The sequence below is a fragment of the Embleya sp. NPDC001921 genome (genome assembly GCF_053594475.1).
Genome location: NZ_JBSFEO010000055.1, coordinates 66,428 through 78,583, shown reverse-complemented (window position 1 = coordinate 78,583; position 12,156 = coordinate 66,428). Strand labels below are relative to the sequence as shown.

10 protein-coding genes are annotated in these 12,156 nt (G+C 69.2%); 4 read left to right on the top strand and 6 right to left on the bottom strand.

What is annotated here, in order from left to right:
- Positions 1-578 precede the first annotated feature (578 nt).
- Positions 579-1,547, bottom strand: a complete 969-nt coding sequence (gene galE / locus ACWCPW_RS43290) for a UDP-glucose 4-epimerase GalE (RefSeq protein ID WP_449767113.1) — start codon at positions 1,545-1,547, stop codon at positions 579-581.
- A gap of 206 nt (positions 1,548-1,753) precedes the next feature.
- Between galE and ACWCPW_RS43285 the strand changes: the two genes are divergently transcribed.
- The gene (locus ACWCPW_RS43285) at positions 1,754-3,040 is read left to right on the top strand and encodes an acyltransferase family protein (protein WP_449767112.1); all 1,287 of its coding nucleotides are present in this window, start codon (positions 1,754-1,756) and stop codon (positions 3,038-3,040) included.
- Positions 3,041-3,073: 33 nt separating this feature from the next.
- On the opposite strand, the gene ACWCPW_RS43280 is transcribed toward ACWCPW_RS43285, so the two are convergent.
- The 3 genes from ACWCPW_RS43280 to rfbA form a co-directional block, all read right to left on the bottom strand.
- Complete coding sequence (locus tag ACWCPW_RS43280; protein ID WP_449767111.1) at positions 3,074-4,663, bottom strand: hypothetical protein; 1,590 nt, start codon at positions 4,661-4,663, stop codon at positions 3,074-3,076.
- A 268-nt stretch (positions 4,664-4,931) separates the two neighbouring features.
- Positions 4,932-5,531: a dTDP-4-dehydrorhamnose 3,5-epimerase family protein gene (locus ACWCPW_RS43275; RefSeq protein WP_449767118.1), complete on the bottom strand. Its 600-nt coding sequence runs from the start codon at positions 5,529-5,531 to the stop codon at positions 4,932-4,934.
- Between the two features lie 19 nt (positions 5,532-5,550).
- Complete coding sequence (rfbA, locus tag ACWCPW_RS43270) at positions 5,551-6,447, bottom strand: glucose-1-phosphate thymidylyltransferase RfbA (protein WP_449767110.1); 897 nt, start codon at positions 6,445-6,447, stop codon at positions 5,551-5,553.
- Between the two features lie 118 nt (positions 6,448-6,565).
- On the opposite strand from rfbA, the gene rfbB reads away from it, so the two are divergent.
- The 3 genes from rfbB (at position 6,566) to ACWCPW_RS43255 (ending at position 9,522) form a co-directional block, all read left to right on the top strand.
- The gene (gene rfbB, locus ACWCPW_RS43265; RefSeq protein WP_449767109.1) at positions 6,566-7,543 is read left to right on the top strand and encodes a dTDP-glucose 4,6-dehydratase; all 978 of its coding nucleotides are present in this window, start codon (positions 6,566-6,568) and stop codon (positions 7,541-7,543) included.
- 65 nt (positions 7,544-7,608) lie between these two features.
- Entirely contained in the window at positions 7,609-8,511 is a 903-nt protein-coding gene (locus ACWCPW_RS43260; protein ID WP_449767108.1) for a glycosyltransferase family 2 protein, read from the top strand.
- Positions 8,512-8,550: 39 nt separating this feature from the next.
- Entirely contained in the window at positions 8,551-9,522 is a 972-nt protein-coding gene (locus tag ACWCPW_RS43255) for an NAD-dependent epimerase/dehydratase family protein (protein ID WP_449767107.1), read from the top strand.
- Positions 9,523-9,641: 119 nt separating this feature from the next.
- Here the strand turns inward: ACWCPW_RS43255 and ACWCPW_RS43250 are convergent, their stop codons facing one another.
- Positions 9,642-10,547, bottom strand: a complete 906-nt coding sequence (locus ACWCPW_RS43250; RefSeq protein WP_449767106.1) for a glycosyltransferase family 2 protein — start codon at positions 10,545-10,547, stop codon at positions 9,642-9,644.
- A 33-nt stretch (positions 10,548-10,580) separates the two neighbouring features.
- Positions 10,581-11,780: a hypothetical protein gene (locus ACWCPW_RS43245; RefSeq protein WP_449767105.1), complete on the bottom strand. Its 1,200-nt coding sequence runs from the start codon at positions 11,778-11,780 to the stop codon at positions 10,581-10,583.
- Positions 11,781-12,156: the final 376 nt, after the last annotated feature.

Below are 12,156 nucleotides of genomic sequence, written 5' to 3'. Positions count from 1 at the left end.
CCCCCGCTCCTGTCGTGTGGTGCTCGTCAGCCTCCCGAACGGCCGGCGACAGGATTCGGCGTACCGGCGATCGGGGTCCGTGTGGGATACGGACGGATCGAACGCTAAGCAGGCCTCGCCGAAGATCACAAGTCTGTGTCGGATAGACGTCGATTATCCGTTTTGCGGATGAGCGCAATGTAGATGATCCCTTACGGAAAGGACCGTAGTTGGCGTTCCGTGGTGGAAGAGTCGGGAATGCGTGACAACGCCCCTTGGTCGCGACGTACGCCGATCACCCGGGAAGGATCACCTACGCCCCGTTCGTCACATCCGCATCGCGGGTGGCGTCGTGCGGGCCGGGCCCATGCCCACCGATGCGGGCGTCGGCACCCGCGATCGGCGTGATTCGGCCCACACCGGAGGCGCACCATGTCCGATTTGCCCCAGGCGACTTCACTCTCCGCCGTCGTGGGCTCGCGACGCGGCACCGCCCGCGGTGCCGGCGCGTAGGCCGGCACCGCGGGCGGTGTGCGCGACATGCGCGCCGTGGGCGCGCGGTGTTCGGGTGTGGTGAGCGGGTGCGGTGTGTGCGGGACTCAGCCGCGCCGCGCGCGCCAGCCGGCCCACGCGCTCTCCACCATGTCCGCCGTGTCGTGCCGGGCCTTCCAGCCCAGTTCGGTGGTGATGCGATCGGCGCTCGCGACCACCCGGGCCGGATCGCCCGCGCGCCGGGGTCGCTGCTCCGGCGCGATGTCGCGCAAACCGGTGACCTCGCGGATGAGTTCCACCATCTCGCGCACCGACGTGCCCTCGCCGCGACCCACGTTCAGCACCAGACGCGCGTCCGGGTCGGTGCCGAGCCGACGGGTGGCCGCCACGTGCGCCTCGGCCAGGTCCACCACATGGATGAAGTCGCGCACGCAGGTGCCGTCCGGGGTGTCGTAGTCGTCCCCGAAGATCACCGGCGCCTGATCCGCCGTCAGCTTCTCCAGCACCATCGGCACGAGGTTGAACACGCCCTCGTCCGCGAGCTCCGGCGCGCCCGCGCCCGCGACGTTGAAGTAGCGCAGCGCGGCGTACGAGATGCCGTGCGCGCGCGCCGTGGCCTTGATCATCCACTCGCCGACGAGCTTGCTCTCGCCGTACGGGTTGATCGGCAGGCACGGGGTGTCCTCGTCGACGAGGTCGACGTCGGGCATGCCGTACACGGCGGCGCTGGAGGAGAACACGACGCGCGTGACGTCGGCCGCGACCATGGCCGCGAGCAGGACGCGCAGGCCCTCGACGTTCTCCTCGTAGTAGTACAGGGGACGCGCGACCGATTCGGGCACCTGCTTCTTCGCCGCGATGTGCACCACACCGTCCACGGCGTGCGCCCGGAACGTCTCGTCCAGCAGCGCCCGATCCAGCACCGAGCCGACCACTAGCGGCACTTTCTCGGGAACCCTTTCGCGCGCGCCCGTGGAGAAGTCGTCGAGGACGACCACATCCTCGCCGGCCGCGAGCAGCGCCCGCACGACATGCGTCCCGATGTACCCGGCACCGCCGGTGACAAGCCACTTCATGGGGCGACCCTACCCGGCATCCAGGGTTCGCGGTGGGTGCGCGAACGGCGCGCGGCGAGCGGTCCGGCGCCCGCCCTCCAGGGTGCCTGACCCGGGGTCGGGTCGACCGTTACCATGCACAGGATCTCGTGGGCAGGGCGCATATTCGCTCAGGAGGGATCCTGCGTCGCTTCTGGGGCGGCCACATCGGGAAGGGCGTAAAGCGCGTGCGACGCGACTTCGGAGTGGGTCGGCAGGGAACGCTGGCCGAACGATTCTCCGGCCGGGACAACAGCATCGGATTGATCCGGCTCCTGCTGGCCACAGCGGTCGTGGTGGCGCACGCGCACATCCTGGGCGGGTTCGGCAAGCACGAGCCGGGCAACGGCTTCACCGGCATGCAGGTCGGCCTCGGCCGGATGTCCGTGTACGGCTTCTTCGTGCTGTCCGGCTTCCTGATCACCCGCAGCGGCATGCGCACCACGACCGGGCGCTACCTGTGGCACCGGATGTTGCGCATCCTGCCCGGTCTGTGGGTCTGCGTGTTGTTCACCGCGCTGGTGGCCGCGCCGATCATGTTCCACCACCAGCAGGGTTCGCTGGACGGGTTCTGGCGCCATGGCGAGGGCCCGTTCGACTACATCCGCGCGAACTGGTGGACCGGTCTGCGGCAGTTGGACATCTCCAACATCCTGGCCACCGGGAAGAAGGAGGGGCACGCCTTCGACCCCGGCTTCGACGGCGCGCTGTGGTCGCTGAGCTACGAGATGACCTGCTACGTGGTCGTCGCGGCGATGGCCTGGTCCGGCGTGCTGCGCGGATCCCGCCGGTTCGTGCTGCTGGTGACCACCCTGCTGTACGGCTGGATCGTCATGGACCTGGTGAACGCGCCCGCCTTCCGTGGTCCGCAGAACACCAACGGCACCGACATCCACGTGCCGATCCTGAGCGAGTTCATCGGCCCGCTGCACAGCCAGTACCTGATCTACCTGAGCTTCCTCTTCTGCGTCGGCATGCTCTTCCAGCTCTACCAGGAGCGCATCCCGGTCAACGACGTGCTCGGCGTGGTCTCGATCGTCGCGTTGTTCGCGAGCATGCGCTTCGGCGGCTTCTTCGTGATCGGCTTCCCGGCCTTCGCGTACGCGCTGATGTGGCTCGCGGTGCGCCTGCCCAAGCCCTTCCGGGTGGTCGGCCGCAAGCGCGACCTGTCGTACGGCATCTATATCTACGGCTTCGTCGTGGAGCAGTTCCTGGTCGTGCTCGGGTACAACCGGCACGGCTTCACGGCCTACCTCGGCCTCTCCCTGGTCGGCACGTTCATCCTGGCCGCCGCCTCGTGGTACCTCGTGGAGAAGCCCGCGATGCGCTTGAAGGACTGGACCCCGGGCCTGTTCCGGTCCCGGCTGCCGGAGCCCAAGCCCGCCCGAGCCGAGGCGACCGCCCCGGACACGACGAAGGCGGCGCCGGGTCCCTCGACCTCGACGCCGCCCTCTTCCGTGTCGGTGAACCGCTAGGACCGCCTGGCCCCTGGGTCCCGCGGTCCCCGCTCAGCCGTTGTTCGCCCCCGGGGTGTTGCGGACCGGGAGCTTCCACGGCGGGGTGCCCAGCCGCTGGCACTTGTGCTTGTTCGCGTAGCGCGGGCACTCGCCGCCGGCCTTCTGCAACTGGTGCGAGCGGTAGGTCAGCGAACCGATGCTCGAGTCGTCCACCGGCATGATGTCGTCGGCGACCGACGAGGCCGCGGTGCCGAACAGCAGGACCATCGCGGCCAGCGCGCCGATCGTGCTCGCCATCCCGGGAGTCGTGCGCCAGCGCGCGCCGACGTGCTTGGGCTCGGCGTCCGCGGCCGGGTCCGCGCGGTGCACGACGAACCGGTTCCACAGCGCCTTCAGCCGTTGCGCGGACAGGTGTACCGCGACGCCGACCAGGAGCAGCATCACGTAGGCGAGCTCGATCGAGGTGCGCGGGTAGAGCTGCACCGCCTGGTCCTGGAACATGTGCGACGCGAACCAGAACCGCATCAGCCACGAGCTGGCCAGGCAGGCCACGAGGGCCAGCACCAGCGAGCGCCGCATGCCGAGCGCGAGCGCGACCGCGAGGCCCAGCAGCAGGATCAGCATGAACACGCCGACGCCGCCGAGCTCGCCGGGCGGCGGCCACATGCCCACCTCACCGGGCGAGTCGCCGCGCCACATCAGGAAGTAGGCGGGGTCGACCTTGGTGTCGAAGTAGAAGTAGTCGTCCTTCTCGCCGCCACCCTTGAGCAGCAGGTCCTTGATGTACAGGCCGCCGATGATCAGGAACGGGATGATCGTCGCGACCACGAAGACCATCGCCGCCTTGAAGCCGCGCTTCCAGGGCAACACCAGCAGACAGGTCACCAGCACACCGGCCGCCGACCAGACGAACCAGCCCGAATAGGCGATCACCATCACGCCCAGCATCACGCCGAAGGCCGCGCCGGTGGTCACCCGGTCGCGCGTCGTCATCTGCGGTGATCGGCGCAGGACCTGGATGAACTTCGCGATGATCGGCACGAACACGACCAGCACGATCGTGGTGTACGGCTTGACCGGCTCGTACAGCGGGATCGAGCTGGTCACGCCGATGGCCAGCGCCCACAGCGGCTGGAACCACAGCCGCCAGGCCAGGTAGGCGGCCGGACCGATCAGCGCCATGATCAGGATCTGCAGGTCCTGGAGGGCGTACGAGGTGTTCCCGTGCCGGAACACCCTGGCCCACAGCGCGAGCAGTTCCGGGAACAGCGGCGGGTACACGCCCGAGGGAATCGACTCGCCCCGGTTGATCGCCCCCGCCCAGTTCGCGAGGGTGCCCACGTCACCGCCGACGCCGTTGATCGGCCACGGCGTGCCGCGCAGGCCGATCGTGGTGCCGCCCGCGACGAAGCCGGTGGCGAGTCCGGCCACGACGGCGCACGAGAGGCGCACGAACAGTGCCTGCAGGTCCGGACCGAACCGCCGGTAGGCGATCACCAGTGCCGCGATGACCAGCAGCGCGATCAGCGTCATCCGCAGTTGCAGCATGGCCAGACCGCTGACCTGACCGATCCGGTTGATCGGGTTGACCCGGATGTTGCGAGCCCACACGGCGAACACCACCGCGGTGAGTACCGCCACAGCGCCTTCCGCACAGACCAACAGCGGGCGCCGCCACCAGGGCGCCGGCGACGAGGCCGCCGTCGTCGGCAGGGTCTTCGGTGGTGGTGAGGACGTGGGAAGGTCGGGCGACGGGGCGCACTCCACCTGGTATCTCCTTCAATGGGGCCGGGCAAGGGCCTGCCGGTCGACCCGCGGGCGATCACGCGCGGATGGACCGGCAGGACAGGAATCGAGACGTTCACAGCCCCGTCGCGGGTTGCGTGTACGAGGCGTCGACTGCGCCGGGTCAGGCGCCGACGGACCCGAGCGAGTCGGTGAAGTCCTTGCAGATCGAGTACTGCGGGAGCAGGCCCGAGGAGGTCGCGTCGTCGAACGAAGGGGCCTCGGCGTCTCGGGCGGAGAGCACCGGTGCGTCGGTCTGCCAGTCGATCGCCAACCGGGGATCGAGCGGATGCACGGTGTGTTCCCGCTCGGGGGCGTAGGTGGTCGAGCACAGGTAGACCAGCGTCGCGTCCTCGGACTGCGCGCAGAATCCGTGCCCGATGCCCTCGGAGACGTAGAGCGCCTTGCGCTCGACGTCGTCCAGCAGCACGCTCTCCCAGCGACCGAACGTCGGGGACCCGACCCGCAGATCGACCACGACGTCGAGCAGGGCGCCGCGCACGCAGGTCAGGTATTTCGCCTGCCCGGGCGGGACGTCGGCGAAGTGCACGCCGCGGACGACGCCGCGAGCCGACACCGACATGTTGGCCTGCGCGAGGTCCAGCGGGTGACCCACGACCTTCGCCAGGTGGTCGAACCGGTACCACTCCGTGAACATGCCACGCGGGTCGCCGTGCAGGCGCGGCGTGATCTCCCAGACCCCGTCGATGCTGAGCGGGCGGATATCCATGCGAGCTTCCTCGTCAACGATTGTCAGGATTGGGGGCCAGGCCCTCACCGTAGTCGAGCAGATCGAGCAAGTATTTGCCGTAGCCGCTCTTGAGCAGGGGGGTCGCGATCGCCCGTACCGCGTCCTCGTCGATGAAGCCCGCCCGCCAGGCGGCCTCCTCGATGCAGCCGATCTTGAGTCCCTGGCGCTGCTCGATGACCCGGACGAACTCGGATGCCTGGACCATCGAGTCGAAGGTTCCGGTGTCCAGCCACGCCGTGCCGCGATCGAGCAGCGTCACGCCGAGTTCGTCCGCGCGCAGATAGAAGTCGATGATCTCGGTGATCTCCAACTCGCCGCGTGCGCTGGGCTCGAGGCCGCGGGCGATCTCCACGACCCGGTTGTCGAAGAAGTACAGCCCCGGCACCGCGTAGCGGGACTTGGGCCGAGTGGGCTTCTCCTCGATGGACAGCGCCCGGCCCTCGGCGTCGAACTCCACCACGCCGTAGGCACTCGGGTTCGCGACCGGGCAGGCGAAGACGCGAGCGCCCGCCAGGTTCGTGTGGCCGCGCAACTGCCGTCCCAGCCCGACACCGTGGAAGATGTTGTCGCCCAGGACGAGGGCGGCCGGTTCGTCGCCGATGAAGTCCGCGCCGAGCACGAAAGCCTGCGCGATTCCCTCGGGCCGCTCCTGCACGGCGTATTCGAGCCGCAGGCCCAGTTGCGATCCGTCTCCGAGCAGACGCCGGAACTGCGGCTGGTCGTGCGGGGTGGTGACGACCAGGATCTCGCGGATGCCGGACATGATCAAAGTGGACAGCGGATAGTAGATCATCGGCTTGTCGAAGACTGGCATGAGCTGCTTCGAGACAGCCTGGGTCAAAGGCCACAGACGGGAGCCGGTGCCACCCGCGAGAAGAATGCCGCGCATGGCGCACACCCTACGTGGTGCGGGTGAACGCCAGGTTCGGTCGGATCACGGGTAGGTCCCGAACGACTCGCGGGGTCACCGGAAGGCCTCGGGGGGCTGCGTGTAGAATCCCCGCTCTATGCAGATCTTGGTTACAGGTGGGGCCGGCTTCATCGGCTCGGAGTTCGTTCGGGGTCTGTTGTCCCGTTCGAGCGTGTCCGACACGGTCACCGTTTTGGACAAGCTTTCCTACTCGGGCAACATCGCCAATCTGGCGGCCGTCGCGGGACACCCGGGGTACACCTTCGTCCAAGGCGACATTCGTGACGTCGACGTGGTCGATCAGATCGTGCCCGGCCACGACGTCGTCGTGCACTTCGCGGCCGAATCCCACGTCGACCGGTCGATCTCCGGCGCGATGGAGTTCGTGACCACCAACGTCGTGGGCACCCAGGTCCTCCTCGACGCCGCGCGCAAGCACCGGGTCAACCGCTTCGTGCACGTGTCCACCGACGAGGTCTACGGCTCGATCGCCGAGGGCTCCTGGACCGAGGGCTGGCCGCTGGCCCCCAACTCGCCGTACTCGGCGAGCAAGGCGGGCTCGGACCTGCTCGCCCTCGCGGCGTTTCGCACGCACGGCATGGACGTCGTGCTCACCCGCTGCTCCAACAACTACGGGCCGTACCAGTTCCCGGAGAAGATGATCCCGCTGTTCCTGACCAACCTGTTCGACGGACACGCGGTGCCGTTGTACGGGGACGGCGCGAACGTGCGGGACTGGCTCCATGTGGCGGACCACTGCGCGGGCATCGAGAAGGTCATGCGCCTGGGCCGTGCGGGCGAGACGTACCACATCGGCGGCGGCGTCGAGTTGACCAACAAGGAACTGACCGCCCGGCTTCTGGAGGCGTGCGGGGCGGACTGGGGGATGGTTCGGCAGGTCGAGGACCGCAAGGGGCACGACCTTCGCTACTCGTTGTCGATCGAAAAGATCCAGGACGAACTCGGTTACGCTCCGGCCATACCCTTCGACCGCGGCCTGGCGGACACCGTAGCCTGGTACAGGGCCAATCGACCCTGGTGGGAACCGTTGAAGGCCCGGGCGTCCGGGGCCTGATCCGGCTCGATGGTGGACGCACCACCGCCCGCTCCGTCGCCCGATCACTTAGGTGTATGAATCCCATGACGACGTTCGACATCATGTTGCCGTACTACGGCCCCGTTTCGCTGATGCAGGCCGCCGTGCGCAGCGTCATGACGCAGTCCGATCGGGACTGGCGGCTCACCGTGGTCGACGACGGCCGCGAGGAGGGTGTCGCGGAGTGGTTCGAGGCGCTGGGCGACAAGCGCGTGCGGTACCAGCGCAACGAGCGCAACCTCGGCGTCTCCGGCAACTACCGCAAGTGCATCGGCTTGGTCGAGTTCGACCGGGTGGTCCTGATGGGGACCGACGACATCATGCTGCCGAACTACCTCGAGTGCATGCGCGCCTCGCTCGCGGTGGCTCCGGACGTCGCGATGATCCAGCCGGGTGTCGAGGTCATCGACGGCCTCGGCCAGCCGCTGCGGACCCTGGTGGACGGGACCAAGCGGCGGATCTACGCGCCCAAGGTGGACGGCCATCGGCTGATGGGCGGCCAGGAGCTGGCCACCGGGCTGGTCCGGGGCAACTGGTTGTACTTCCCGTCGATGTGCTGGCGTGCCGACGCGCTCAAGGCGGTGCCCTTCCGCGAGGATCTGCGGGTCACCCAGGACCTCGCGTTGGTCATGGAACTGCTGCTTCGCGGCGAGGAGTTGCTCGTCTCGAGCACGACCTGCTTCCAGTACCGCAGGCACGCGGCCAGCATCTCCTCGAAGACGGCCGGCACCGGTGCCCGATTCGCCGAGGAGCGCGGCTACTTCCTGGAACTGGCCAAGGTCGCCCAAGAGCACGGTTGGCCCCGCACGGCCAAGGCCGCCCGCTTCCACGTCGCGTCGCGGCTGCACGCGTTGACGCTGCTGCCGGGCGCCGTGCGCACGGGGCGCAAGGAGAGCGTGTCGAACATCGTCGCGCACGCGTTCGGTTCGGTGCGCCAGGCGCGGTGACCCGCGTCCCGGCGGCCTCGACGAAAAGAGAACCGCACCATGGCTGAACCGACCGCCGCCGCCCCGCTCGGCGCGCCGGCCGTACCCGCTCGCGTCGCCGTCCTCGGCGGCAGCGGATTCATCGGTCGCCCACTGTGCGCGACCCTGACCGGGCGGGGCCACGAGGTCGTCGCGATCGGTCGGCGCGAGCCGGCGACACCGCTCGCCGCGACGTTCGTGGCGTTGGACGTCCAGGACGCCCGACCGCAGGTCGTCGCCGAGGTGTTGGGCGAGCACCGGGTCACCCACGTGATCAACGCGGCCGGCGGCATGTGGGGGCTGAACGACGAGGAACTCGTCGGCGCGAACCTGACCCTGGTGGAGAACCTGCTCGAGGCGATCGCGCTGTCGACCGCGGCCCCGCGGCTGGTGCAGTTCGGCACGGTGCACGAGTACGGTCTGGTCCCGGTCGGCACGGTGCTCGGGGAGGACTCCCCGGCGCGGCCCGCGATGGCCTACGGCGAGCTGAAGTTGCGCTGCACCGAGCGGATCGGCGCGGCCGTCGCATCGCACGGCCTGGACGCGATCGTGCTGCGGGTGGGCAACGTGGTGGGCGCCGGCCAACCCGGGCACAGCCTGCTCGGCGGCGTGGCCGCGAAGTTGTCGGCGGGCGCCGGGCTCGACGAGCCGGTGCGGCTGACCTTCGCGTCGCTGGGCGCGCGCCGGGACTTCGTCGACCTCGACGACGTCGTGGCCGCCGCGGTCGCCGCCGCGGAGTCGAGCGCGCGCGGGGTGGTCAACGTCGGCGGTGGTGCCGGCGTGCCCGCCCGCGAGTTGGTCCGCCTGCTGATCGAGGCCAGTGGCGTACCGGCCGAACTGGTCGAGGAATCGCCCGATCCCGGCCCGGACGAGCAGTGGCAGTGCATGTCCCTGGAGCACACGCGCGAACTGCTGGGATGGCGGCCGCGACACTCGCTGGGCCACGCGATGGAACGCCTGTGGGCCCACCACGCCGGCGAGCGGGTGTCCTGACCCGCCCTTGGCGACCCGGACCCCACCGCCGGCACGGACCCGCCGGCGTCGACACACCACGAGCGCCGACACAACGAGGCCCCCGACGACGCGAACGCGTCGTCGGGGGCCTCGTGTCGTCAGTGCGCGCGGGGGTTGCCGAACGCGTGTCGGGTCAGGTTGCGCACCCCGCCCTTGTCCCCGCGGCGAACCGCCTTGGGCACCAGGGTGAGCGCGTGCAGCCGCGAGCCGATGTGGTTGCGCGCGGCGGCTGCCGCGCGGTGCCAGCCCAGCGCCTCGAACCGCTCGATCATGCCGGTGAAGTAGGTCCGTTCGGTGACGAACCGGCGGCCACTGGTGGCCGCGGCCGAGGAGTGGCTGACCGCGTGCCGCCGGTAGCGGAAGCACACCGTGTCGTCGACCACCATGGTCGCGTGCAGGCACAACGCGTCGATCACCATGGCGAGGTCGTGCACCTCGTCCAGGTCGTCCGGGAAGCCGACCTTCTTGGCGATGTCGCTGCGCCAGGCCAGCGAGGGGAAGTACAGCCAATTGCCCCGGATCAGCCCGACCGCGAGGTCCTCCCCGCCGTAGAGCCGGCGGCCCTGCGCCTTGGGCGCGAACAGATGCCGCTTGACCTGGTCGACGAACGGCATCGCCGGGTTGCCGGCGGTGTCGATGACCTGCACGCCGGGCTGCACGATCTTCGCGTCCGGGTACTCCCGCAGGCAGTCCCGCACGGTCGCCAGGTAGTGCGGGAGCATCACGTCGTCCCCGCCCATGAAGACCAACAGCGGGTTCTCGACCAGCGAGAGGACCTTCTGGTAGTTCTTCGTCACACCCAACCGGTGGTCGTTGCGCCGATAGTCGATACGACTGTCCTCGAGACCGGCGAACCACTCGGGTACACCGGGTTCGGAGCCGTCGTCGGTGACGATCAGGCGCCAGTTCTGGTCGGTCTGGGCGATGACGCTTCGGACGGCTTGCTGCATCATGCCCACGTCGCCGTAGTAGGGCATCGCGACGTCGATCGTTTCCAACACCATCTCCGGATCCGAGTTGAGTGAACTGGGTGCTTCTCAGGCCTGCACGACTGTGTCGGACGGCGCACCGCGCAGCGCGTCGTTCGATCGGGCATCGCTCACATGGTGCCCCACATCGCGCTTTCCCAGACTCCACAGCAGGAACGCCATCATCAGCGTCGTGACCAGCGAGCCGGTCAGGTAGGCCGCCTCGACCCGGAGCTGGATCGAGCCCGGCGAGGCGGTGACCGCCACGAGCGCGGCGACGCCGACCACCCAGGACCACATCTGCTGCCGGTGGGCGCCCTGGGCCATCAGGGCCTGTCCCAGCACGAGTGCGAGCATGTAGCACAGGGTGCCCATGGAGAACCACGCGAAGTCCCCGGTACCCAGGACCCTGGGCGCGCCGAACAGCGTCGGCACCAGCCACGGCCCCAGGACCGTGGCCACGAGCCCGCCGCTGAGCCCCAGGACCGCGACGATCCCGCAACTGCGCAGCACGAGTTGGCGGAACGCGGCCCGATCGCCGGCCGCGTGCGCGCCGGCCAGCCCCGGGAGCAGCGAGGTCTGCAGCGAGCTGAAGACGAACAGCGGCACCCGGGCCAGCACGATCGCCGACAGCAGCGCGCTGACCAGTTCGACCTCGCCGGGTTCGAGCAGCTTGACGTTGATGACCGCGATGTTGACCACGATCTGGGACAACATCGTCGAGACGATCAACAGGGCCAGGCCCCGGTACATCGCCTTCCACGGCACCGTGGTCCCCGGCAGCGCGTGCCGCAGCACCGGGCGCAGGGTGACCACGACCGACAGCAGCGGGGCCGCGGTCAGGATCAGGCTGAACATCAGCGCCGACTGCACGTCGGCGACTCCGAGGGCGACCGCGAAGGCGATCCGCAGGCCGCCGTCGATGGCGAGCTGCGCGCCGTACTCGCGAAACAGGCCGAGTCCGGCCAGGATGCCGCGGGTGACCGCGGTCGCGGCGAGCCCGACGAACGCGCCGGCCAGCGCGAGAAGCATCGTGCGCTGCCCGGCGAACAGGCGATCGGAGATCGGCACGGCCCCGGCGGCGACCACCAGCAGCACGGCCAGCAGGATCCCGCCGGCGAGGATCATTCCCCGCCGCAGCACGGGCGCGGCCCCTTCGCCCCCTATTTTCCGGGCGGCGACGATTCGGGTGATCTCCTGCTCGACAGGGGTATAAAATCCATATCCCACCGAGAATGCGATCGTCCACAAAACCGATACATTTGCCATGCCGTCGGACGACAGCGTGTGGCCGGCGAGTGCGAGATGCAAATATGAGGCGGCGCCCAGGACGACGACGCCGATGCCGACTCGGAGCGTGCCCGGGGGCAGGGCCCGGACGGCGCGTACTACGAGATTCACGGTGACCCGGCCGATGCGAAGTTGGGATGGATGGGGCGGCATGGGGGATCGGGCCCACCCGCGTCGCCGCTCGACGGACCGCTCGAGCCCTCAGGACAGGACCGTACAGGCGATCAAGGGCGACCTACCAGGCAGCCGATCGGTTAGGATCCTCTGAGGTGATGGGCCCATAGCTTCGCGAGTCTACTGGACATACGAGGCGACAGGTTCGACCGATGATCGACCGGAGGCCGCGCGGCCGGGC